Origin of the sequence: Salinisphaera aquimarina (assembly GCF_042643355.1) — a bacterium.
Classification (GTDB): Bacteria; Pseudomonadota; Gammaproteobacteria; order Nevskiales; family Salinisphaeraceae; genus Salinisphaera; species Salinisphaera aquimarina.
Map to the genome: position 1 here is coordinate 135,553 of NZ_JBHRSS010000008.1, position 23,768 is coordinate 159,320.

A 23,768-nucleotide genomic window follows, 5' to 3' on the forward strand; every position below is an offset into this window, starting at 1 on the left:
GACACGGCCACGCGAGACAGGGTCGGTCTTCAAAATCCGGCCAGACGTTCGATCGGCGGCAACCACCATCATCCGCCCATCGACTGCAGACGTTTGCGCGCCATGTCCGCGGCACTGTCGTCCGGGTATTGCGACACCACGCGCTGCAACGTGGCGCGGGCATTGTCGGTCTGGCCCTGCTCGGACTGGATCACACCGATCTTGTAGAGCGCTCCGGCCACCTTGTTGCTGGCCTTGAAACGATTCACGACGGTCTGGAAGGCTTCCAGCGACGCGTCGTAATTGCGCTTCACATAGTTGGCTTCGCCCAGCCAGTACCAGGCGTTGTCGCTGTAGGCGGATTCGGGATGCTGATCCAGAAAGCCCTTGAAGCCACTGATGGCACCGTCGTACTGCCCGTTCTTGAGCTGGTCGAACGCCGCCATGTACTGCGACTGCACTTCGGGATCGCCGCCACCGTCCGCGCCCGCACCATAGTCGCCGCCGGACGTGTCCGCCCCGCCGCTGCCCATGCCGGCGCCGCCGTTCTCGAGTGCGCTCAGGCGCTTGTCGAGGTTCTCGTAGAGATCTCGCTGACCCTGCTCGTTCTGACGCTGCTGATACTTGAGCGTATCGATCTGGCCGCGCAGATCACGCACCTGTTCCTGCAGTCGCTGAATACTCTGCAGCAGGGCGAACGTGTTGGGGCCGCCGTTGTTGTTGCTCTGGGCGAGCAGCATCGGCTGGGTGTCGGCAACGCGGTTCGCTGAGTCAGCCAACGCCGGCCGGGACGCTGTCCCGGCCGCCGCGGCCACAGCGAACGTCACAACCGCTATCGGGAGAATGTGACGCATGGCAATTACTTACTTGGTGTAAATGAACTCGACGCGACGGTTCTTGGAATAAGCCGCCTCGTTCGAACCCAGTTCGGCCGGACGCTCTTCGCCGAACGACAGCGTCGACAGCTGGCTGGCGCTGGCCCCGGACAGCACGAATGCCTGCTGCACGGACTCGGCGCGACGCTCGCCCAGGGCGACGTTGTATTCACGCGTGCCACGCTCGTCGGTATGACCTTCGAGACGCAGCTTGGTGTTCGGGTGCTGGCTCAGGTAGTTGGCCGACGCCTGGATCGCCGACGAGAAACGCGACGGAATCGCGCTGCTGTCGAGGTCGAAATAGATGATGCGGGTGGACAGCGGGTTGTTCGGATCCATGAACATGCTGCGGTCATCCGGATCGATGCCTTCGAGGCCGCGCACGTCGATATCACGGCCGGACTGCATGCCCATGCCCTGATCGCCGTTATCACCCATGCCGGCCACCGGCATGTTGTCGCCGTCACGCAGGTTTTTCTTGCCGCAGGCCGACAGCACCAACATGGCACAAATCAGCAGTGTCATCAGCGCAACGCGCTGCCCCAAAATCTTGTTGAAAACGCTCATCCCTAGAACTCCTTGGTGTTTGAATCGGCTGTAAGGCCGTGTAATTTTAAAATCAATCGAACTAGATCAATAACCCAGCGGTCCCCATGCGGGTTCTCTGACCTCCCCACTTTGCGACAATCTGGAACGTGTCTGCCCATCCGTGGAAACGGTTGCCAGCTCATTGCTGCGCCCTTGCTTGGCATAAATGACGGCCTGGCCATTGGGTGCAAAATTCGGGCTGTCGTCGAGCGGGCCCTGGCTCACGATGCGTATATTATTGTTCTGCAGGTCCATAACCGCAATACGAAAGCCGCTACCGCCTTTCTGCACGAAAGTGAGCTGGCTGCCATCCGGCGAATAACTGGCGCGCTGATTGCTCTCGCCCTCGAACGTCAGCCGCTCGACCTGGCCACCGTCGCTGCGCATGCGATAGACCTGCGGCTTGCCGCCGCGGTCCGAGGTGAACACGATATGGCTGCCATCGGGGGACCAGCTGGCCTCGGTATCGATCGCGCCGTTGTTGGTGAGCTGGGTCAGTTGATTGGTATTGAGGTTATAGCTGTAGATATCCGGATTGCCGCGAAACGACAGGGTCATGACCAGACGACTGCCATCCGGCGACCACGACGGCGCGCCGTTGATGCCGGAACGCGATGAGATCTCACGAATATTGCCGCTCGCCAGATCCTGAACGCGCAGGCTGCTGCGGCCACGCTTCACATCGAACGCCACATAGGCCAGATCGCGGCCGTCGGGCGACCACGACGGGGACATGATCGGATCGCGCGAGGAATAGACGGTAGCCGGATTATTGCCATCGTAATCCGATACGATCAGGCGATAACGCAGGCCACCACCTTCCTTGGCCATGGTGATATAGGAAATACGCGACAGGAAATAGCCTTTCTTGCCGACGAACTTCTCATAGATGAGATTGGCGACGGTATGCGCGGCGTCACGCAACTCGTTGCCGGCGGCGTTGATCTGGAAACTGGCCACCGACCGGCCCTGGTAGACATCGAGCAGATCGAAGGTCATGCGATAGCCGCCCTGACCGTTGGGCGCTGCCGAGCCGACCACAAGATTGTCTACCGACGAGGTGCGCCAGTTGTCGTAGTTGACCTGTTCCGGCGACGTCGGCTTGCCGACCATGTTATTGCGATCGAAGACCTTGAACAGGCCCGTGGATTCGAGATCGTTGCTGGCAACCTGCGCCACGTCCAGCGGCAGGGAGCCGCCAAACGGCGCGATGGCGATCGGAATGGCGCTCTGCGAACTGTCGGTGATATCCACCTGCAGCGCTGCCTGGGCCTGGGACGAGGCCAGCAGCGCAAACGCAAGCGTCGTGATCAGGGCGAAAATCTTTCGGGAATACAGTTTTGTCATTGATCCGGCTCGAAATTGAACACGATTTCTGATGAGAACACGCTATCCGATGGCGCCTTCGGCAGCGGGTCGGACTTGCGAATGGCCTGCTCCACCGAGCGATCCACGGCAGCGCTGCCGCAGGAACCCAGAAGTCTGAAACTCGATATCTGGCCGCCCGGCAACTGTTTGACGCTCACTTTACAGGAAATGTTGCGCGCACCCGGCGGACGGTTCCAGTTCGATTCCACGCGATCCTTGATCGCCTGGATATAAGCACCGCGCGCTCTTGAGTCTGCTGCATTCTGACGCCCCGCGGCCTCCGCGGCCATGGCATCACGCAGTTCCGCTTCGCGCGCACGCTGGGCCGCGGCCGCCCGGTCTGCGGCGGCCTTGCGCGCGGCTTCTTCCTTCGCTTTCTGCGCGGCGGCAGCCTTTGCCTTGGCCTCACGCGCTTTGCGCGCCGCCTCTTCCTTGGCCTGCTGTTGCGCGGCCGCTTCTTCCTTCGCGGCTTTTGCCGCGGCCGCTTTCTCGGCCTCGGCGGCCGCCTGGGCTTTCTCGCGCGCGGCTTGTTCAGCGGCCTCCTGGCGTTTCTTCTCCGCGGCGGCCTTGGCCTGCGCTTGAGCCCTGGCTTTGGCCTGTGCCTCGGCCTCGGCCTTCGCTTGTTCCTGCGCCTTGGCCTCAGCCTTGGCTTTCGCCTCGCGCTCGGCCTGCTGCTGCGCCTCGCGTTTCTGCTCGGCCTGTGCTTTAGCCTCGGCAGCCTTGGCCTGCTCGGCCGCCTCGGCTTTCTCGCGTTCGGCATCCGCGGCTTTCTGCTTCGCCGCAGCCTGCTCCGCCGCCTTGTCTTCTTCCGGCTTCGGCGGTGGCGTATCCGGCGTATCCGGCGTTTCCTGCGCTTCGGCCGCCGGCGAGACGGGTTCCGGCATCTTGGTATCCACCGAACCCGGATTGACTACCGAGGCGCTGACGATACGTTCGCCGTGGTTACCCCGCGACGACGAATCGCTCGCGAAATTAATGCCCACAATGAGAAGCGCCGCGATCAGCGCATGCAGAATGACCGCCAGCAGCACCGACCGCCAGTTTTCGACTAGCTTGGCAAACACGTCAGCGAGTGCCCTCGTCGTTGATATCGTCGGTGAGCAGGCCCACCTGCTTGGCGCCGGCCTGCTGCAACAGCACCATGCCACGGACCACGTTCGCATAGGTGCCCGCGCCGTCCCCGCGCACCGCAACCGGCGCGTCCGGCCGTGCCCTGATCACTTTGGCGGCGATCGCGGTCACCTGTTCCGGAGCCAGCGCCTGATCGCTGTCATCACCGACGTTGAGAAACAGACTGCCGTCGCTGGTCACCGTCAGCACGATCGGCTGGTTTTCGGCACCGAAGTCGATCGTCTCCGCCGGCGCTTCCGGCAGATTCACTTCGACGCCGGTGGTCAGCAGCGGTGCAGTGACCATGAAGATGATCAACAGCACCAGCATCACGTCGATATAAGGCACGACGTTGATCTCGCTGGCCAGACGTCGTTTTGCACGAGTACTCATGAACTTGAACCTGTCCGAATGGGCCTAGAGTTCCGGCGGTGTGCGCGGGGGCTCGGGATTGGCAGGTCGCGGCCGGGCCGCGCGGGGCTGTGGCGCGGGTGTCGCCGCACTCATGCCGCGCTCGACGATACCGGCCATCTCTTCCATGAAGGTCTGGAAGCGATTCTCGATGAAATCGACGCGATTGCTGAAGAAGTTGTAGGCCACCACCGCCGGAATAGCGGCGAACAGACCCATGGCCGTGGCGATCAACGCTTCCGCGATGCCGGGTGCGACCATCGCCAGACTGGCCTGCTTGACGTTGCCCAGCGCGATAAAGGCACTCATGATGCCCCAGACCGTGCCGAACAGACCGACGTACGGGCTGATCGAACCCACCGTGGCGAGCATCGCCAGACCGCGTTCCAGGCGCTCGAGTTCGCGCGACAACACCACCCGCATGGCGCGTTGCACCGACGGCACGATTTCCTGCGGCTGGGCCAGGCCCTGATTACGCTGACGCTTGAGCTCTTCGTAGCCGGCCTTGAACAGGGCCGGCATACCCTGCGGCGTATCGCTGTACTGCTGGGTTTCGGCGTAGATATCCTTGAGATTGCCGCCCGACCAGAAGCGGTCCTCGAACCACTCCATCTCCTTTTGCGTCTCCTTGAGCAGACGTCGCTTCGAAAAGATGACGACCCAGGAGGCAACGGAAGCGAGCAGCAACGCCAGCATCACGAGCTGGACCAGCAGGCTTGCCTGCATGACCAGCCCCCATAAAGACATGTCCGTTGCGACGTTCATTCAATCTCCTTAAGCAAAACAGCAGGCAGCGCGCGGGGTTTAAAGTCGGAAAGTCTGACACAGGCGACCGTGAATCGTGCCTTAATGAGCAAGCGCCCTTCGCAATGTATTTCCTGCGCAAAGACAATTCGTACACGCCGTCGTTCCACGACGGTGGCACTGACATCGAGCGTATCGTCCAGCCGCGCCGGCGAGCGGAACATGATATTCGCATCGGCAAGGGTAAAGGCGATCCCTTGCTCGCTGGCGAGTACGCGGTGCGACCCACCGCGTGCCTCGAGCCAGAGCGTGCGGGCGCGTTCCATATATTTCAGGTAGTTAGCGTGATAGACCACGCCACTGGCGTCGGTATCCTCATAGAACACCCGTACCTGTGTGCACAGGCTGTCGTCGGAATCCGGGCTGGTTTGCGCATCAGTCATCGGCGGCGAACATATCCTCGCGTGTCGTGACCGGGGTGGCCGGCTGCGGCAGCCCGTAGTGACGATAGGTGGCGTTGGTGGCCACGCGGCCGCGCGGTGTGCGCATCATGAAGCCCTGCTGGATGAGATAGGGCTCGATGACGTCCTCGATCGTCTCGCGCGCCTCACCGATAGCCGCGGCCAGACTTTCGACGCCGACCGGGCCGCCGTCGAATTTTTCCACCAGGGCTCCGAGCAGCTTGCGGTCCATGATGTCGAAGCCGTTGTCGTCGACCTTGAGCATGTCCATGGCGCGGGCGGCGACGTCTTCGTGGATGCGCCCGTCGGCCTTGACCTCGGCGAAATCCCGCACCCGTCGCAGCAGCCGGTTGGCCACTCGCGGCGTGCCGCGGGCGCGGCGCGCGATTTCACCGGCGCCGCTGGCATCGATGAATACCCCGAGAATACGCGCCGAACGTTCGACGATGTCGGTCAATTCCGCGCGGCTGTAGAACTCGAGCCGCTGGACGATGCCGAAACGATCCCGCAGCGGCGAAGTCAACGCGCCGGCGCGCGTGGTGGCACCGACCAGCGTGAACGGCGGCAGATCGAGCTTGATCGAGCGCGCCGCCGGGCCCTCGCCGATGACGATATCGATCTGATAATCCTCGAGCGCCGGATACAGCACTTCCTCGACAACCGGCGACAGCCGGTGAATCTCGTCGATGAACAGCACGTCGTTGGCTTCGAGATTGGTCAGCAGCGCGGCCAGATCGCCCGGGCGCTCGAGCACAGGGCCCGATGTCTGGCGAAAACCCACCTGCATTTCATTGGCGATGACATGGGCTAGCGTGGTCTTTCCCAGCCCCGGCGGCCCGAAGATGAGCACGTGATCCAGCGCCTCGCCGCGCGCCCGTGCCGCGGAGACGAAAATCTCCATCTGCTCGCAGACGCTGGCCTGGCCGATGTATTCCGCCAAGCCGGTCGGGCGCAGGGCGCGATCGATGCGGACATCGTCGCCCTGCTCGGCGCCGCCGACGAGGGCACGGGTATCGTCCGAATCCATAGTCAACGCACGGCCCGCTTGAGCGCTTCACGGATCAACGCTTCGCTGTCGAGCGTGTCGGTGTCGAGCCCGTTCATGAGTTTTTCCGCCTCGACGGGTTTGTATCCGAGTGCGACCAGCGCCTGACGGGCATCCTGGCGTGCACCGCCGCTGGCGCTGCTATCGGCGTCGGTACCGGCCGGCGTGAGCGCGGGCGCCAGCGTGGAGCCCGACAGCTTGTCGCGCATTTCCACGATCAGGCGGGCCGCCGTCTTCTTGCCGACGCCGGGCAGCCCGGTCAGGCGGGCGGCGTCGTCGGCTTCGATGGTGGCCACGAAATCGGCGACGCTCATGCCGGATAGCACGGTCAGCGCCAGCTTGGCGCCCACCCCGGAAACCTTGATCAGCTCCCGGAACAGGCGACGTTCATCGCTGGTGGCGAATCCGTACAGCAGAATCGCATCGTCGCGCACGACCATCTGCGTGAGCAGCGTCGTCTCGACCTGATTGCCGCCCGGGCCCGCAGTCTGGCCCGCGCTTTGGCCGAGCGCAAAGAACGTGGAGATCGGCGCTTCCAGTTCATACCCCACGCCACCGACGTCGATGACCAGCCGCGGTGGCTGCTTCTCGACGATCCTGCCGCGCAGCTGACCGATCATCTTCGCCCCGTCGTCGATACGGCGACGCGCATACGCGCGGCCGTGCGTGAATGATGGTGATGACAGACCGCGACGCCGGCGGCATCCGCGGCATCGGCCTGCAATGTCCCGGTCACGCCGAGCAATATGCGCACCATGTGCTGAATCTGGACCTTGTCGGCGTGGCCGCGCCCCACGATCGCCTGCTTGATCTGGGTCGGCGTGTATTCGCTGACCGGAATATGCCGGGCGGCCGCGGCGCATATGGCCGCACCGCGCGCCTGACCGAGCTTGAGCGCACTGGCGGCGTTGCGTGACACGAATACGTTCTCGATCGCCATCTCATCGGGCTGGTAGGTGCGGATGACCTCGGACAGACCTTCGAAGATCAGGCCGAGTCGCGCGGGAAAATCGATACGCGGCAGACGAATGCAGTCGATCACGCACGCCGCCGGCGTGGCGCCGCCTTCGATCACGGCGAAGCCGGTAATGGTGGAGCCGGGATCGATACCCAGAATACGCGGCATTCAGGCCTCTCAGGCCGGCGCGCCAGACAGCGTCGCCTCGTCCAGTTCGGCGTTGCTGTATACATTCTGTACGTCGTCGAGATCTTCCAGCGCCTCGATCAGCTTGAGGCAGCTTTCGGCCTCCTCGCCCTGCAGATCGACGGTCGTGGCCGGGCGCATGGTGACGTCCGAGGCGGCGGGCTCGAAGCCGGCCTGTTCCACCGCGGCCTTGACGATCGAATAGTCGTCCGGCGCGCTGAGCACGTCGAACGAACCATCTTCGTATTCCACCAGATCCTCGGCGCCGGCTTCCAGGGCTGGCGCGAGCACGTCCTCGTCGTCGGTATCGGGGCCGAAAGTGAGCACGCCCTTGCGTTCGAACAGATAAGCCACCGAGCCGTCGGCGCCGAGATTGCCGCCGTTGCGATTGAAGGTATAGCGCACCTCCGACACGGTCCGGTTCTTATTGTCGGTCATGCAGTCGACCATGATCGCCACGCCGTTGGGGCCATAGCCCTCGTAGCGGATCTCTTCATAGTTCTCGCCCTGACCATCACCGGTGCCGCGCTTGACCGCGCGCTCGATGTTGTCCTTGGGCATGTTGGCGGCCAGCGCCTTGTCCCAGGCCAGACGCAGGCGCGGATTGTCGCTCGGATCGCCGCCGCCCATGCGGGCAGCGACGGTGATCTCGCGGATGATCTTGGTGAAGACCTTACCGCGCTTCTTGTCCTGGGCATTCTTGCGGTGCTGGATATTCGCCCATTTACTGTGACCTGCCATGACGCCTCGTGATTGCGCTGCAAACCTATACGCGATTCTAACAGCCGGGAGAAGATCCCGGCGCGACCGACCCGAATCGACCGCGCCGAGCCGCCGGAACTCAGATCTCGATCTGGATCCCCAGCTCGACCACGCGCTCCGGCGGGATTCGGTAATACGACGTCGCCTTGGTCGCGTTGAGGGCCATGAACGCAAACATGTGCTCACGCCAGACCATCATGCCCGGTACTTCGCTGGTCGGAATGAGTGACTCACGCCCGACATAGAACGTGGTCTGCTCGATATCCACATCGAGCCCGAATTCACTCGCAAATCGCAGGGCCACCGGAACGCTGTTGGCCTGCATGAAACCGTAATAGAGCTGTACCCGGTGGAAACCGCTACCCATGTCCTCGATCTTGAGCCGATCCGCGGCCGGCACGCGCGGCATGTCCATCGTATGCACGGTCAGCAGGATGACCTGTTGATGCAATACCCGGTTGTGGCGCAGGTGATGCAACAGCATGGGCGGGGTCTTGGTGCCCGCGTCGGTCATGAATACCGCCGTGCCCTCGATACGCTGGGCCTTTGCATCCTGCGAGGCGATGAATTCGTCGAGCGGCTCGGTATCGCCCTTGAGCTGGCGCCCGACCAGCTCGCGCCCGCGCCGCCATGTGGCCATGATGAAGAACATCCCGGCCGCCACGACCAGCGGATACCAGCCGCCATCCGGAATCTTGAACAGATTGGCGCCGAGAAACGCCAGATCCACAACCAGCAGCAGTACCGCGATCAGGCCGGCGATACGCGGGAACCAGTCCCAGCGATAGGCCACGAAGAACGCCAGGATCGTCGTGATCACCATATCCATCGACACGGCCACACCGTAGGCGGCGGCCAGATTGCTCGAGCTCTTGAACCCGAGCACCAGGCCGATGGTGGCGGCCATCAATATCCAGTTGATGAAGGGGATATAGATCTGGCCGTAGGACTCATGCGATGTCTGCACGATATTCAGACGCGGCAGCTGCCCCAGTTGCACGGCCTGTCGGGTAAGCGAGAACACGCCGGAAATAACGGCCTGCGACGCGATCACAGTCGCCAGCGTGGCCAGACCGACCACCGGATACAGCGCCCAGTCCGGGGCCATCTGATAGAACGGCTGCCGAACATCGGGATTGGCGAGCATGATCGCGCCCTGCCCGAAATAGTTGAGCACCAGCGCCGGCAGCACGAGAATGAACCAGGCCATGCGGATCGGCGCGATGCCGAAATGCCCCATATCGGCATACAGCGCTTCGCCGCCGGTCACCACCAGAAACACCGTGCCCAGCACCAGAAAACCCATCAGCCCGTTGGCCTGAAAGAAATAGACGGCGTGGATAGGGTTCAGCGCGCCGAAAATCGCCGGGTGCTGGATGATGCCGCCGATGCCCAGCAGCGCGAGCACCGAAAACCACACCAGCATCACCGGTCCGAACAGCGACCCGACCGCGGCCGTGCCGCGCCTCTGGATCGAGAACAACCCGATCAGGATCGCGATCGTGATCGGAATGACATACGGCTTGAATGCCGGTGTCGCCACTTCCAGGCCCTCGATCGCACTGAGCACCGAGATGGCCGGCGTGATCGTGCCGTCCCCGTAGAGCAGCGCGGCGCCAAACAGGCCCAGCAGCATCAGGATATAGCGCCGGCTGGTCTTTTCTGTCTTCCACGGATTGAGCAGCGCCACCAGCGCGATGATGCCGCCCTCGCCGTTGTTGCTGGCGCGCATCACCACCGACAGATACTTGATCGAGATCACGATGATCAACGACCAGAACAGCAGCGACAGCACGCCGAAGATGTTCGCCGGTATGACGGCTATACCGTCATGGGCAAAAAACGCCTCGCGCAGTGCATAGATCGGGCTCGTGCCGATATCGCCGTAGACGATGCCCAGCGCGGCCAGACACAAGAACGGCAAGGATTGACCCTTGCCGTTCTCTTCCGATTCGGACTCGTTTTCGGTCTGGCTTTTACGGTCGGCGTCCTTTCCGGACTTGCCGTCGCCGTTCCTTGCTTCGACGCCGTTCTTGCTGCCTTTGGCCAGTGAGCGATCTTCCTCCTCGGCTGCCACCGCCGACTACTTCTTGCGCTTGGGCGGGAAGTGAATCGGCCGGCCGTCCACCGCCAGTGCGGCTTCGTGGACGGTTTCACCCAGCGTCGGATGGCCGTGGATGATGCGCGCAATATCCTCGCTGGACGCCTTGTACTCCATCGCCACGACCATTTCCTGGACCAGCTCGGATACATACGGTCCGATCATGTGCACGCCGAGAATCTCGTCGGTCTTGGCATCGGCGATCATCTTGATGAAGCCGGTCTGCTGACCCAGCGCCTTGGCGCGCCCGTTGGCGGCGAACGGAATCTGGCCGACCCGATATTCGGTGCCCGCCGACTTGACCTGCGCTTCGCTCTTGCCGACCCATGCGATTTCCGGCGCGGTATAGACCACCGAGGGAATCACGTCATAGTTGAGATGCGGCTTCTGGCCGGCGAGGATTTCGGCGACCGCCACACCCTCTTCCATGCCCTTGTGCGCCAGCATCGGGTTGCCGACCACGTCGCCTACGGCGTAGACGCCCGGCAGACTGGTACGGAAGTTGTCGTTGACGTCGATGAAGCCCTTGTCGTCCAGTTCCACGCGCGCGCCCTTGGCGCACAGATCCTTGGTGTGCGGACGGCGGCCGACCGCAACGATCAGGCGGTCGAAGGTGACGCTCTTGCTGTCATCGCCCTGGGTGTATTCGACCTTGACCGATTTCTTGTTCACGGTCGTGCCGGTCACGCGCGCGCCAAGCTGGATATCCAGGCCCTGTTTCTTGAACGATTTCAGGCCTTCGGCCGCGACCTGGCGGTCGGCGATCGGCATGAACTCGTCCACGGCCTCCAGCAGCGTAACTTCGCTGCCCAGGCGCGACCAGACGCTGCCGAGTTCCACGCCGATATAACCCGCGCCGATCACGCCCAGCTTCTTGGGCACCGCGTCGAACTCGAGTGCGCCCCAGGAATCGACGATCAACTCGCCGTCGAACTTGGCAATATCCAACTCGACCGGCTCGGAGCCCGCCGCGATCACGATATTCTCGGCCTTGAATGTCTCTTCCTTGCCGTCGTGCCCGGTGAACAGGACTTCACCAGAGTCCACGACCTGCCCGCTGCCGGCGAACGAGGTCACGCCGTTGGCCTTGAACAGGCTGCCGATGCCGCCGGTAAGCTGCGACACGACACCGGTCTTGCGCTTCTGCATGGTGGCCAGATCGAGTTCGACCTGGCCCACATTCAAACCGTGATCGGCGAATTCATGCTGGGCCCGATGATAGAGCTCGCTCGATTCGAGCAGCGCCTTGGACGGGATACAACCGGCATTCAGGCAGGTGCCGCCGAGCGACGGCTTGTCGTTCAGATCCAGCCATTTGTCTATGCATGCGACCTTCATGCCCAGCTGTGCGGCACGGATGGCGGCCACATATCCGGCAGGGCCGGCACCGATGACGACGACGTCGAATTCCTTGCTCATGCTTTTCCTTGCAATAACGTTGGGCAGTCAGGCTGCGTCGGCCCGGACACCGCGCGGTGTCCGGGCCTGAAAACCGGTTAGACCTGCAGCAGCAGGCGCGCCGGGTCTTCGAGCAGTTCCTTGATCGTGCGCAGGAACAACACCGCGTCGCGGCCGTCGACCAGGCGGTGGTCATACGACAGCGCCAATTGCATCATCGGCCGGATCACGATCTCGCCGTCGACGACCACCGGTTTGTCGTTGGTCGCGTGCATGCCGAGAATCGCCGCCTGCGGCGGGTTGATGATCGGCGTCGACAGCAGCGAACCGAACACGCCACCGTTGGTGATCGTGAAGGTACCGCCGCTCATCTCGTCCATAGTGACCTTGCCGTCCTGGGCGCGCTTGCCGAGATCGCGAATCGTGGATTCGATCTGGGCATAGGACTGCTGGTCGGCGTCGCGCAGTATCGGCACGAGCAGCCCGCGCGGCGAGGACACGGCCACGCCGATGTCATAGAAACCGTGATAGACGATATCGCCTTCGTCGATCGAGGCATTGACGATGGGGAAGCGCTTGAGCGCTTCGACCGCGGCCTTGACGAAGAAAGACATGAAGCCGAGACGGACCTCGTGGTCCTTCTCGAACTTGTCCTTGTACTGCTTGCGAATATTCATGACCTGCAGCATGTCGACCTCGTTGAAGGTCGTCAGCATGGCCGTGTTCTGGCTTGCGTCCAGCAGACGCTCGGCGATCCGCTGGCGGATGCGCGTCATGGGTACGCGCTGCTCGGTACGCTCGTCGGGCACATCGCCCAGGGCCTGGCGATCCGCCTTTTCCGATACCGCCTGTTCCTCGCGGTCGCTGCGTGCGTCCGGCTTGCTCTCGGCCGGCTTGTCCGCCGGTTTGGCGTCTGCCTTGGCTTCGATGGCTTTCTGTACATCGGCCTTGGTGATCCGGCCGTCCTTGCCCGAACCCTTGACGTCGCGCGCGGCCACGTCGTTCTCGTCCATCAGCTTCTTGGCGGCCGGGCTTGGGATCGCCTCGTCGTCGCCGGCCTCGCCATCGTCGGATGCGTCATCCTGAGCCTTGGCATCGGATTCGGATTTGTCGGACTTGTCGTCCTTCTCGGTCTTGCCGTCGTCGGAATCGCCCGAGTCGGCGCCTTCGCCTTCCTCGAGGATCGCCAGCACATCGCCGGCCTTGACCGTCGCCCCGGCCTCGACCTTGATCTCGGCGAGCACGCCGTTGGCCACGGCCGGCACCTCGAGCACCACCTTGTCGGTTTCCAGATCGATCAGATTATCGTCGCGTGTCACGCGATCGCCCTTGCTCTTCTGCCATTCGCCGACGGTGGCCTCTGAGACCGATTCCGGGAGTTCCGGGACTTTGACTTCTGTCGCCATTGCTTGTCGTTCCTAACTTGTTCGAATCGTGGAGTATGCGATCGCGCTATTTCTTGGTCTTGCGCGTAGCGTTCTTCTTGCCGCGGGACAGATCGCGCACACTGCCCTTGTCCAACAGATGCTCACCGCCGACCAGGCCGGCCTCGACCACGGCTTCCTGCTGACGCACATGCAGTTTGTGATAGCCCACCGCGGTGGTGGCTGCGCCCGGCCGCGTCGCATACAGCAACTCGTGCCGATCCTGCAGCGGCACCTGCACGCGATGCTTGATCTGATACCAGGCACCCTGGTTCTCGGGCTCTTCCTGGCACCAGACCACTTCGTTCGCGTTCGGATACCGCTCCAGCACGGCCGCATAATCGTCGGCCGGGAACGGATACAGCTGCTCGATGCGAACGAGGGCCACGTTGTTGAGTTCGCGATCCTCGCGGCCCTGATAAAGGTCATAGTAGACCTTGCCGCTACACAGCACGATACGCTCTATCGCCTTGTCGTCGATATCGGCGGGCTCATCGATGATGAACTGGAAATGCCCGGAGGTCATGTCCTCGAGCGTGGACGTCGACTGGCGATGCCGTAGCAGGCTCTTGGGCGTGAGCACCACCAGCGGCATGCGCAGGTTGCGCACCATCTGCTGACGCAACAGGTGGAACCACTGCGCCGGCGTGGATGGCACACATATGAGCATGTGGCGCTCGGCGCACAATTGCAGGAAACGCTCCAGACGTGCCGATGAATGCTCCGGACCCTGGCCTTCGTAGCCGTGCGGCAGGAACATCACCAGCCCGCAGAGGCGGCCCCATTTGGCCTGACCACTGGATATGAACTGATCGATGATCACCTGAGCGCCGTTGACGAAGTCGCCGAACTGCGCCTCCCAGATCGTCAGTGTCTCGGGATCTGCGGTGGCGTAGCCGTATTCGAAGCCGAGCACGCCGGCTTCGGAGAGCAGCGTGTCGTTGACCTCGAAGTGCACAGCATCGCTGCCCACCTGGGTCAGCGGCGTGAATTCCAGGCCATCCTTCTGGTTGTAGAGCACCGCATGGCGATGGAAGAAGGTGCCGCGACCCGAATCCTGGCCGGAAAGACGTACGTTGAAACCGTCGTCCAGCAGGCTTGCGTAGGCCATGTGCTCGGCGAAACCCCAGTCCACGCGCAACCCGCCGGCCGCCATCTTGCGCCGGTCGTCGATGATGCGCTGGGTGCGCTTGTGCAGTTCGAAACCGTCCGGTAGGTCGTGCAATTTCGCCGACAGGCGCTGCAGCGTTTCCACCGGCACCGACGTATCGACGACATGCGACCAGTGGTCGCGGCTGTAGCGCGCCCAGTCCACCGTATGCTCGTTGCCGACCAGGCCCAGCGTGGTGCGCGAGATATTCTTGCCGGCATCCAGACCGTCGCGGTACGCCGCCGACAGTTTCTCGGCCTCGTCCCCGTCGATCAGACCTTCGGATTGGAGCCGGCCCGCATACAGCTTGCGGGTGGTCTCCATCTTCTTGACCTTCTGATACATCATCGGCTGGGTCACCGCCGGCTCATCGGCCTCGTTATGGCCGTGACGGCGATAACAGACCATATCCACGATCACGTCCTTGCCGAACGTCTCGCGATAATCCATGGCCAGACGGGTCACGAACACCACGGCCTCCGGATCATCGCCGTTGACGTGGAAGACAGGTGCTTCCAGCATCTTGGCGATATCGGTGCAGTACTGGGAGGTGCGCGAATACTCGCCCTGTTTGGCGGTGATCGGGTTCTGCATCGTGAAGCCGAGCTGGTTGTTCACGATCAGATGCACGGTGCCGCCGGTGGAATAGCCGTGGGCCTGCGACAGCTGCAGCGTTTCCATGACGATGCCCTGACCCGCGAACGACGAATCGCCGTGGATGAGCACCGGCAGAATGGTATCGCCGTCGATATCATGCCGGCGATCCTGGCGCGCTTTCACCGAGCCCTGCACCACCGGATTGACCGCCTCCAGATGCGACGGATTGAAGGCGAGCACCAGATGCACGCGTTCGTCCTCGATCTCGATGTCGGTAGAAAAACCCAAGTGGTATTTGACGTCGCCGGACATGTCCAGCTCGTCGAGGTCGTAGTCGCCCTCGAACTCGGCGAACAACTCCTGCGGCGACTTGCCGAGAATATTGATCAGCACGTTCAGACGCCCGCGATGGGCCATGCCGATGACGATCTCGTCGACATGACTGCGCGCCGCGCAGCGCACCATCTCGTCGAGTGCCGGGATCATGCTGTCCGCGCCTTCGAGCGAGAAGCGCTTCTGACCCACATACTTGGTATGCAGATAACGCTCGATGCCTTCGGCCGCGGTGAGCTGGCGCAGGATCTCGAGCTTGTGCTCGCTGGCGATGCGCGGCTGATCGACACTCGCCTCGAGACGACGCTGAATCCAGCGTTTCTCGCGCGTGTCGGTGATATACATGTACTCGGTGGCGACCGTGCCGGTGTACACGCGCTTGCAGACATCGATGATGTCGCGAAGCCGCATCTCGTCTTCCTTGGCAAACAGCGAACCGGTGTTGAACACCGTGTCCATATCGGCTTCACCGAGGCCGTGGAAGGCGGGGTCGAGATCGGGCACGGGCGGCGGCTGATACAGGCCGAGCGGGTCGAGATCGGCCGCCTGATGACCGCGCACGCGATAATAATTGATCAGACGGAGCACGCCGGCCTGTTTCTGGGCCGCACGCTGCGACACGCTCGAGCGCGGCCGCGCGCCCTGGCCCGCCGACGCCTGCGTATCCACGAAGGAATCGCGAATCGGGCCGTGTGCGACATCTTCCGCACCATCGCCGTTGAGGCTCTTGAAATAGTCGTGCCAGCTGGCCTCGACTGAATCCGGGTCTTTCAGATACTGCTCGTAGTAAGCCTCCACATAGGCCGAGTTACCACCGAACAGTGGGGAATTTGCGATGAACTTGTCGTTAAGTTCGCTTTTCATAGATAGGCTCGTAGCCGGGTCGAGACGCCGGAGTCGTCTCGTTCAAACCGTGCCGCTCCAACGCGTTCCGGTGGGCGCCGGGGGGCTAAATGATAACAAACGATAGCGCTTGCCGGGGCGCGACAAAGCGACAACTTAACTTGTCGCTTTGTCGTCGCTCTCCTCGTCGTCCCAACCGCTGGTCAATGTCTTGAGGTAGGAACGAAATTCGTCGCCTATCTCGTGGTGCTGCAGCCCCATTTCCACGTTCGCTTTCAGGTAGCCGAACTTGCTGCCGCAGTCGTAGCGCGTGCCCTCGAATTCATAGGCCAGGACTGTCTGCTCACCCATCAATGCTTCGATGGCGTCGGTCAGCTGAATTTCGCCGCCGGCCCCCGGCTTGGTCTTGTCGAGCAGCCGGAAGATACGCGGCGTCAGGATATAGCGACCGACCACCGCGAGATTGGATGGCGCCTTGTCCGGCTCGGGTTTTTCGACGATACCGCGAATCTCGGACAGCCCCGGGCCGATGGGCTCGACTTCGACAATGCCGTATTTGTGCGTCTCTTCCCAGGGCACGCGCTGGACCGCGAGCACGCTGGTGCCGTACTCCTGATACACGCGCTGCATCTGGGCCATGCAGGGCTGAAAGGATCCGGAGATCAGGTCGTCGGCCAGAATGACCGCGAAATCCTGGTCACCCACCGCCGGCAACGAGCAGCTGATCGCGTGCCCGAGGCCCATCTGCTCCGGCTGGCGGATATACACACAGGTAATACCCGGCGGCAGGACGTCCCGCACCGCCTTCAACAACTCGTCCTTGCCCTTGGCTTCGAGCGTGGCCTCCAGCTCATAGTCGCGATCGAAATGATCCATGATCGAGTTCTTGGTATGACTCGTGATGAAGATCATCTCCTCGGCGCCCGCGGCGATGGCCTCCTTCACCGCGTACTGGATGAGCGGCTTGTCGACGACCGGAAGAATTTCCTTGGCGCTGGCCTTGGTGGCCGGCAGGAAACGCGTTCCCAGACCGGCGACCGGGAACACAGCCTTGCGAATACGCATAAACAATCCTTTGGCTTGAAAGCCCTACAAGTACAAAACGATAAGACTAGAGATAGCGGACATCGCCCTTGAGATGGAGGATATCGCCCTGGGTGTTGGTCAAAGCAAAATCCGCGCCGGCTTCGGTAAGCGTATAGCCGAATCGGGCGCGGCTGGGCAGGAACACCGGCTTCTTAAATGCAAGGGCCAGTGTGTAGGCGTCGCGGGTGAGTTCGGGCTCGAGCGCCGCGGCGGCGCGTGCCTTGGTCCACATCCCGGTCGCGATCGCGCGCGGAAAGCCGAACAGCTTGGCGCTCCATGGGCTCAGGTGGATCGGGTTGTAGTCCCCTGCGGCCGCGGCGTAGCGCCGCCCGATGTCCGCGGGCACCTGCCATTCGTTGGTGTGCTCGGCATCCGCTAGCGCGTCGGTTTTCGACTGTTTCTTTGCGCTCTTTTTATCGGCTTCCGAGACGCTGGATTTCTGCCGCGACAGCATGGTGCCGGTTTCTTCCCAGATCAGGTCGCCCGCGTGGTCACGCACCCGCGTGATCAGATCGAACTCGACGCCCTTGGCCACCTCGCGATGGCCGCCGACCGCGACCTCCAGATCCAGCGTCTCGTCGGCGCCGATGCTGCGATGCTGGGTGATCTCGTTGCGCACGTGGATGAGACCCAGCAGCTTGAGCGGAAACCGCTTGTCGGTCATCACCGCCATGTGCATGGGAAACGCAAGCACGTGCGGATAGGTCACCGGCAGGTGATGCGCGTGGGAAAAGCCACAGACCTTGCGGTATTTGGCCAGCGGCTCGGCGCGAACCTCCCGCCCCCGGAGTTCGGCGACCATGTCCGGGATCGTCTGTCCTGTCGACAAACCGCCCGACAACGTGGTCGCGGCGCGCAGATAGGACGGCATGACCGCCGGAAGCGAATCATATTCGAGCCGTATTTGCTGCTGCGCCATCAAAGAACCTGACTTGAAGCTGTGCGCAAGACGGTAACCCCTTTGCAGGGAGGGAACAACAGGACTGCGGCCGGTCGCATCAACGTCGCGCCGATCAGCCGTTGTTCAGTTCGGGCTTGTCGCCGGCCAGCTCGTTGCGGCGGTTGCGGACCATGGCGGCGAAATCGTCGGGCAGCTTCTGCTTGAGCAGACGATCCCAGTAATCCACGGCCTGTGTATTGTCGCCACGCTCGGCCGCGCCCAGCCCCAGATACCACAGTGCCTCGCGACTGGTCGCATCGAGCGCGAGCAACTGCCGGAACAGATCCCCCGCCCGACCCTGAAGATCGTCGGTCGCCTGCAGCGTGGCCTCGGCCTCGGCCGCGACGATCGGCGCCCGTGGCTCGGGCATGGCCGCATTGATGGCACGATAATTATTCGCAGCCCCCGCATAGTCGCCGGTGACTTCCTGCGCGCGTGCCAGCATCGCCCTTGCTTCGAGGTCATCCGGGGTCGCACTTACCTGCTGCTTCAGCTCATCGAGCATGGTGGCGATATCGGGCATGTCGCGTGCCTGCATCGCCCGGTAATCGCCGAGATCCCAGTAGGCCACGCCAGCGCCGCCTACAAGCAGTGCGATCATCAACAACGAGATCAGCCAGGGGCGCCCTGCGGTGCGGGCGTTTTCGGTCAGCGCCGGCGTGTCGTCTATATCGGCGAGCAGGCGCGCGCCCAGTTCGTCTTTTTCCAGCTCGGCGTCGCGGCGCGTGATGCGCCCCGAGGCCACTTCGCGCTCGATCTCGGCATAGCGCTGATGATAAACGGCGATGTTGGCCTCGCGCCGCTTGTCCGGCGTCGGCGTGCCGGCGCGCCACAGCGGCACAAGCACGAACACAAGGCTCGCAGCCACCAGAATGGCTGCGAAAACGAAGAATTCGGTCATGAACGGTCCTTGCTCGCCGTACGGTTATCGGGTGCGTCGTCGTCGAGTACCTGTGCCAGGCGCGTGCGATCCAGTGGTGGCTGTGTGGTCGTACGCACATCCTCGCGCCGTCGTATAACCACTACGGCAATACCCAGACCCACGAACAGCAGCACGAACGGGCCCAACCAGAGAATGAGCGTGGTGAACTGGAACGGCGGATCGTAGAGCACCCATTCGCCATAGCGATCGACCAGATACTGCTTGATCTCGGCATCACTCTTGCCGGCGACGATATCGCGGGCGACGATCGCACGCAGGTCCTTGGCCAGCGGTGCGTCCGACTCGGCGATGGTGCGGTTCTGACAGATCAGGCAGCGCAATTCTGCATTGAGCTGGTGATAGCGCGCCTGCTGGCTGGCCGTCAGCTCCGGCCCTGCCGCGCTCGCCACGAGACAGGCCGTCATCAGCAACAGGCCGATCAATCCGCGCATCAGGACGCCTGCTGCAGCTGCTTGAGCTTGGGAATGAGGGTTTCGTTCATCTCTTCACGCGTGATCGCACCCACCACCTTGTACCGGATGACCCCGTCGCGATCCACGACGAATGTCTCGGGCACCGCGGCCACGCCCCAGTCGATGCCGACCTGACCCGATTGATCGACGGCAATTACCGCGAACGGATTGCCGTAGCGGCCCAGCCAGCGCCGTGCGGCCTCTTCGGTGTCCTTGTAGTTGAGCCCGACCACGGGCACGCCGGTACGCTGGGATATTTCGGTGATCAGCCCGTGCTCGGCGCGGCAAGCCACGCACCAGCTCGCCCATACATTGACCAGGGTGACGTTGCCCTTGAGGTCGGCGGCGCTGATGCGCTCACGATCCGAGGCCAGCGTCGGCAGATCGAACGCCGGCGCCGACTTGCCGATCAACGCCGACGGCAGAATATCGGGGCGCCGCGTCAGGCCGTAGCCGAGCAGCGCGATCAACCCGAGCACGACGACTACGGGTATTACCAGACGCCAACGCATCAGGCTCGTGCCGGGCGCAGCGCGCCGGTTGTCGCGGCGCGCTGGGCGGACCGTTCGCGCCGCCAGTAGCGTTTGTCCGACAACGCCAACAGGCCACCGAGCGCGGCCAGAAAACCGCCCGCCCATATCCAGCGCACGAACGGCCGATGATAGAGCCGCACGCTCCAGGCATCGCCATTGAGCGGTTCGCCCAGCGAGACATACAGATCACGAAAAATCCCGGCATCGATACCGGACTCGGTCATCACCTGGCCGCCGGCGTTGTAGCGACGCTTGGCCGGCAACAACTCGGCGATCTGCCTGCCGTCTCTGGACACGACGAAATCGCCCACCTCGGCGGTGTAATTCGGGCCTTCCTCGTGGCGCGTGCCCTGGAAGGTGAAGTCGTAGCCGGCGATCGAGACGGTATCGCCTGGGGCGACCCGGACATCGTTCTCGCCGCCGAAACCGCTGACCAGACTGATGCCGATCACGAACACGCCGACGCCGACATGTGCGATCGTCTGGCCCAGCACGCTACGCGGCAGCATCACGCGACGCCCGCGCACACGGCGCACCACGTCCTCCAGCGCCGCCAGAATCGCCCAGCTGCCGAGCACGCAGCCCGCCACCGCGGCCAGCGCGTGGGTACCCAGGGTGAGCAACGGCAACAGCACGCCGACCACGATAGCCAGCAGCGCCGGTAACCACAGACGCGAACGCAGCGTCTCCGCCCGCGTGCGTTTCCAGGCCATCACCGCGGCCACACCGACCAGCAGCACCAGCGGCGCGGTCAGCGGAATGAATATCTTGTTGAAGTAAGGCGGCCCCACCGAGATCCGGCCCATGCCCAGCGAATCGGCGAGGATCGGATACAAGGTACCCAGCAGCACGCCCGCGGCGGCCACGACCAGAAAGATGTTGTTGAGCAGCAGCAGGCCCTCGCGCGAGAGCACCGCCACCGGCTCGGTACCGGCTTCGAAGCGCGGCGCCCGGATCGCATACAGCAGCAGCGAGCCGCCGATCACGATCGCGAAGAACGCAAGAATATAGACGCCGCGCGCCGGGTCGGTCGCGAAGGCATGCACCGAGATCAGCACCCCCGAACGCACCAGGAAGGTGCCGAGCAACGACAGCGCAAACGCCGTAATCGCCAGTAACACCGTCCAACTCTTGAAGATGCCGCGCTTTTCGGTCACCGCCAGCGAATGAATCAGCGCGGTACCGACCAGCCAGGGCATGAAGGACGCGTTCTCGACCGGATCCCAGAACCACCAGCCGCCCCAGCCCAGTTCGTTGTAGGCCCACCAGCTGCCTAGCGTGATGCCGACGGTGAGAAAGGTCCACGCTGCGGTGGTCCACGGACGGGTCCAGCGGGTCCAGGCGCTATCGACCCGGCCGGTGATCAGCGCCGTAATGGCGAAGGCGAAGGCCACACAGAAGCCGACATAGCCCATGTAGAGCATGGGCGGATGAAATACCAGTCCGGGGTCCTGGAGCAGCGGGTTCAGATCGCGCCCTTCGGCGGGCATCGGAAACTGGCGCGCGAACGGATTCGAAGTAAACAGCGTGAACATCAGAAAGCCCACGCTCACCGCGCCCATGACCGCGAGCACGCAGCTGGCGACTTCGCGCGGCAGGCTGCGGCTTGCCGCGGCCACCGCCAGACTCCAGCAGGACAGCTCCATCATCCACAGCAGCAGCGAGCCTTCGTGCGCTCCCCAGACCGCGGCCACGCGGTAATACCAGGGCAGATGTGTATTCGAGTTGGCGGCCACATAGGCCACGGAAAAATCATTGGCATAGAACGCGAACGCCAGTGCGGCGAAGGCTATCCCGAGCATCACGAACTGCCCGATCGCCGCCGGTGCCGCGACGGCGAGACAATCCGCACGCGAACGGGCCACGCCGTAGATCGGCACCACGGCCTGAATCAGCGCCAGACCGAGGGCCAGAATTAGAGCGAAATGGCCAAGTTCGGGAATCATCGCGCCGCCTGCAGATTGGCTTTCATGTTCGTGGGCATACAGCTCACGCCCTTGCTGTCCTTCATGGCGTCAGCGACATCGGGCGACATGTAGGTCTCGTCGTGCTTGGCCAGCACTTCATCGGCAACGAAATCGCCGGCGTTATCCAACTTGCCGTAGGCGACGATGCCCTGGCCTTCACGGAACAGATCGGGCAGCGTGCCGCGGAACTGCACCGGCACGCTCGCTTCACAGTCGGCCAGCGTGAATCGAACCACCAGATCGTTATTGCTGCGATCCACCGAACCTTCCTTGACCAGTCCGCCGATACGAAAACGGGTATTGGGCGGCACCTTGCCAGCCACGATCTCGCTGGGCTGATAGAAATACAGCAGGTTCTGGCTGAAGGCGGTGAGCGCGAGCGCGACCGCCGCTGCCAGACCCACGAACAGTCCACCCACCAGCAGCAAACGACGACGTCGGGTTCTAGTCATCGAATTCCTCGTTGCGAATACGGCGCAGCAGTACGCGATGCGCGATCAGGGGCGTGATGATGTTGCCGAGCAGCACCACCGCGGCGATGCCGTAGCTGCTCCACACGAACGGCGCGTAGCCGCCCATCGCCCAGAATTGTTGCCAGGTCTCATGCATCGGAGTTTCCTGCCACCATACGGCCGACCCAGCGACTACGCCGCTCCCGCCAGAGCAGTTGCACGCGCATGCCCCAGAGTGTCAGCCAACCGAAAATAAGGGTAAAGCCAAGCGCGGCGGACAGTAACGGTATCAGCATATCCATTTCCATCGCCGGCTTGCCGAAACGCGTCACGGTCGGCCCCTGGTGCAGGGTATTCCACCATTCCACCGAGTAATGAATGATCGGGACGTTGATCACCCCGACCACCGCCAGCAGCGCACAGGCGCGCGCCGCCGTGCGCGGCGACTCGATGGCGTTATGCAACGCGATGATGCCGAGGTATAGAAACAACAGAATCAGTTCCGAGGTCAGGCGTGCATCCCACACCCACCACGTGCCCCACATCGGCTTGCCCCAGATCGAGCCGGTCACCAGGGCCAGAAACGTGAAGCTCGCGCCCACCGGGGCTGCCGCGATGAGAAAGATCTCGGCCAGTTTGAGGCGCCACACCAGCGCCACGAAGCCGGCGACCGCCATGCTGGTATACCCGAACAGCGACAGCCAGGCGCTGGGCACGTGAATATAAAGAATCCGGAACGCGTCGCCCTGCTGGTAGTCGGTCGGCGCCAGCACCAGGCCGCCGTAGATGCCGTAGGCCGCGAGCATCAGGCCGGGAATCGCCAGCGACCACGCCAGCGGCCGGCTGATGCGGTAGAAGTACGGCAACGAGCCGAACTGGTGCAGCCAACGCATGAAACGGGACTTGGCCAAAATACTTACCCGACCGCGCCATGACCGGACACGCACCGCGCGCGGCAGGCGAACACATCAGGATTCCGGGTCGTTTGGCTCATATTATTCATACGCACGCAGGCGCGTGCGCTCCTCGTTCGCGGCGGCCGGCGCATCCCGATACACCCCA

Annotated in this window: 24 protein-coding genes; all 24 read right to left on the reverse strand. The window is 63.0% G+C overall.

Annotation, left to right across the window (positions count from 1 at the left end; translation table 11 throughout):
- Positions 1-68: 68 nt before the first annotated feature.
- Entirely contained in the window at positions 69-833 is a 765-nt protein-coding gene (gene ybgF, locus ACFOSU_RS16015) for a tol-pal system protein YbgF (RefSeq protein ID WP_380690937.1), read from the reverse strand.
- A gap of 9 nt (positions 834-842) precedes the next feature.
- The gene (gene pal / locus ACFOSU_RS16020; RefSeq protein ID WP_380690938.1) at positions 843-1,421 is read right to left on the reverse strand and encodes a peptidoglycan-associated lipoprotein Pal; all 579 of its coding nucleotides are present in this window, start codon (positions 1,419-1,421) and stop codon (positions 843-845) included.
- A 66-nt stretch (positions 1,422-1,487) separates the two neighbouring features.
- Positions 1,488-2,789, reverse strand: coding sequence for a Tol-Pal system beta propeller repeat protein TolB (gene tolB / locus ACFOSU_RS16025; protein ID WP_380690939.1), 1,302 nt, complete (start codon positions 2,787-2,789; stop codon positions 1,488-1,490).
- A complete protein-coding gene (gene tolA, locus ACFOSU_RS16030; RefSeq protein ID WP_380690940.1) occupies positions 2,786-3,874 on the reverse strand; it encodes a cell envelope integrity protein TolA in 1,089 nt (362 codons plus the stop codon). Before tolA ends, tolB begins: the two co-directional genes overlap by 4 nt.
- A 1-nt stretch (position 3,875) precedes the next feature.
- The gene (tolR, locus tag ACFOSU_RS16035) at positions 3,876-4,313 is read right to left on the reverse strand and encodes a protein TolR (RefSeq protein ID WP_380690941.1); all 438 of its coding nucleotides are present in this window, start codon (positions 4,311-4,313) and stop codon (positions 3,876-3,878) included.
- 24 nt (positions 4,314-4,337) lie between these two features.
- Complete coding sequence (gene tolQ / locus ACFOSU_RS16040; RefSeq protein WP_380690942.1) at positions 4,338-5,096, reverse strand: protein TolQ; 759 nt, start codon at positions 5,094-5,096, stop codon at positions 4,338-4,340.
- Positions 5,093-5,518, reverse strand: a complete 426-nt coding sequence (ybgC, locus tag ACFOSU_RS16045) for a tol-pal system-associated acyl-CoA thioesterase (protein WP_380690943.1) — start codon at positions 5,516-5,518, stop codon at positions 5,093-5,095. Before ybgC ends, tolQ begins: the two co-directional genes overlap by 4 nt.
- On the reverse strand, positions 5,511-6,563 hold the full coding sequence (ruvB, locus tag ACFOSU_RS16050) for a Holliday junction branch migration DNA helicase RuvB (RefSeq protein ID WP_380690944.1): 1,053 nt from the start codon (positions 6,561-6,563) through the stop codon (positions 5,511-5,513). Before ruvB ends, ybgC begins: the two co-directional genes overlap by 8 nt.
- A 2-nt stretch (positions 6,564-6,565) precedes the next feature.
- Positions 6,566-7,201, reverse strand: a complete 636-nt coding sequence (ruvA, locus tag ACFOSU_RS16055) for a Holliday junction branch migration protein RuvA (protein ID WP_380690945.1) — start codon at positions 7,199-7,201, stop codon at positions 6,566-6,568.
- Positions 7,198-7,707, reverse strand: a complete 510-nt coding sequence (gene ruvC / locus ACFOSU_RS16060; RefSeq protein ID WP_380690946.1) for a crossover junction endodeoxyribonuclease RuvC — start codon at positions 7,705-7,707, stop codon at positions 7,198-7,200. Before ruvC ends, ruvA begins: the two co-directional genes overlap by 4 nt.
- A 9-nt stretch (positions 7,708-7,716) precedes the next feature.
- On the reverse strand, positions 7,717-8,466 hold the full coding sequence (locus tag ACFOSU_RS16065; RefSeq protein WP_380690947.1) for a YebC/PmpR family DNA-binding transcriptional regulator: 750 nt from the start codon (positions 8,464-8,466) through the stop codon (positions 7,717-7,719).
- A gap of 100 nt (positions 8,467-8,566) precedes the next feature.
- Entirely contained in the window at positions 8,567-10,411 is a 1,845-nt protein-coding gene (locus ACFOSU_RS16070; protein ID WP_380691369.1) for a potassium transporter Kup, read from the reverse strand.
- A gap of 159 nt (positions 10,412-10,570) precedes the next feature.
- Entirely contained in the window at positions 10,571-12,007 is a 1,437-nt protein-coding gene (lpdA, locus tag ACFOSU_RS16075; protein WP_380690948.1) for a dihydrolipoyl dehydrogenase, read from the reverse strand.
- A 77-nt stretch (positions 12,008-12,084) separates the two neighbouring features.
- Positions 12,085-13,392 carry a 2-oxoglutarate dehydrogenase complex dihydrolipoyllysine-residue succinyltransferase gene (odhB, locus tag ACFOSU_RS16080; RefSeq protein ID WP_380690949.1) on the reverse strand — a complete coding sequence of 436 codons (1,308 nt, stop codon included), beginning with the start codon at positions 13,390-13,392 and terminating at the stop codon, positions 12,085-12,087.
- Between the two features lie 46 nt (positions 13,393-13,438).
- Entirely contained in the window at positions 13,439-16,354 is a 2,916-nt protein-coding gene (locus ACFOSU_RS16085; protein ID WP_380690950.1) for a 2-oxoglutarate dehydrogenase E1 component, read from the reverse strand.
- 135 nt (positions 16,355-16,489) lie between these two features.
- Positions 16,490-17,398: a UTP--glucose-1-phosphate uridylyltransferase GalU gene (galU, locus tag ACFOSU_RS16090; protein WP_380690951.1), complete on the reverse strand. Its 909-nt coding sequence runs from the start codon at positions 17,396-17,398 to the stop codon at positions 16,490-16,492.
- 46 nt (positions 17,399-17,444) lie between these two features.
- On the reverse strand, positions 17,445-18,338 hold the full coding sequence (locus ACFOSU_RS16095) for a MaoC family dehydratase (protein ID WP_380690952.1): 894 nt from the start codon (positions 18,336-18,338) through the stop codon (positions 17,445-17,447).
- Positions 18,339-18,432: 94 nt separating this feature from the next.
- The gene (gene ccmI, locus ACFOSU_RS16100; protein ID WP_380690953.1) at positions 18,433-19,260 is read right to left on the reverse strand and encodes a c-type cytochrome biogenesis protein CcmI; all 828 of its coding nucleotides are present in this window, start codon (positions 19,258-19,260) and stop codon (positions 18,433-18,435) included.
- Complete coding sequence (locus ACFOSU_RS16105) at positions 19,257-19,733, reverse strand: cytochrome c-type biogenesis protein (protein WP_380690954.1); 477 nt, start codon at positions 19,731-19,733, stop codon at positions 19,257-19,259. Before ACFOSU_RS16105 ends, ccmI begins: the two co-directional genes overlap by 4 nt.
- Positions 19,733-20,266 (reverse strand): DsbE family thiol:disulfide interchange protein, encoded by a 534-nt coding sequence (locus tag ACFOSU_RS16110; protein WP_380690955.1) that lies wholly within the window; start codon positions 20,264-20,266, stop codon positions 19,733-19,735. The genes ACFOSU_RS16105 and ACFOSU_RS16110 overlap by 1 nt, the downstream gene beginning before the upstream one ends.
- Positions 20,266-22,233 (reverse strand): heme lyase CcmF/NrfE family subunit, encoded by a 1,968-nt coding sequence (locus ACFOSU_RS16115; RefSeq protein ID WP_380690956.1) that lies wholly within the window; start codon positions 22,231-22,233, stop codon positions 20,266-20,268. The genes ACFOSU_RS16110 and ACFOSU_RS16115 overlap by 1 nt, the downstream gene beginning before the upstream one ends.
- Positions 22,230-22,706: a cytochrome c maturation protein CcmE gene (ccmE, locus tag ACFOSU_RS16120; protein WP_380690957.1), complete on the reverse strand. Its 477-nt coding sequence runs from the start codon at positions 22,704-22,706 to the stop codon at positions 22,230-22,232. The genes ACFOSU_RS16115 and ccmE overlap by 4 nt, the downstream gene beginning before the upstream one ends.
- Positions 22,699-22,863 carry a heme exporter protein CcmD gene (gene ccmD, locus ACFOSU_RS16125; RefSeq protein ID WP_380690958.1) on the reverse strand — a complete coding sequence of 55 codons (165 nt, stop codon included), beginning with the start codon at positions 22,861-22,863 and terminating at the stop codon, positions 22,699-22,701. The genes ccmE and ccmD overlap by 8 nt, the downstream gene beginning before the upstream one ends.
- A complete protein-coding gene (locus ACFOSU_RS16130; protein WP_380691370.1) occupies positions 22,856-23,599 on the reverse strand; it encodes a heme ABC transporter permease in 744 nt (247 codons plus the stop codon). The genes ccmD and ACFOSU_RS16130 overlap by 8 nt, the downstream gene beginning before the upstream one ends.
- Between the last annotated feature and the right edge of the window lie 169 nt (positions 23,600-23,768).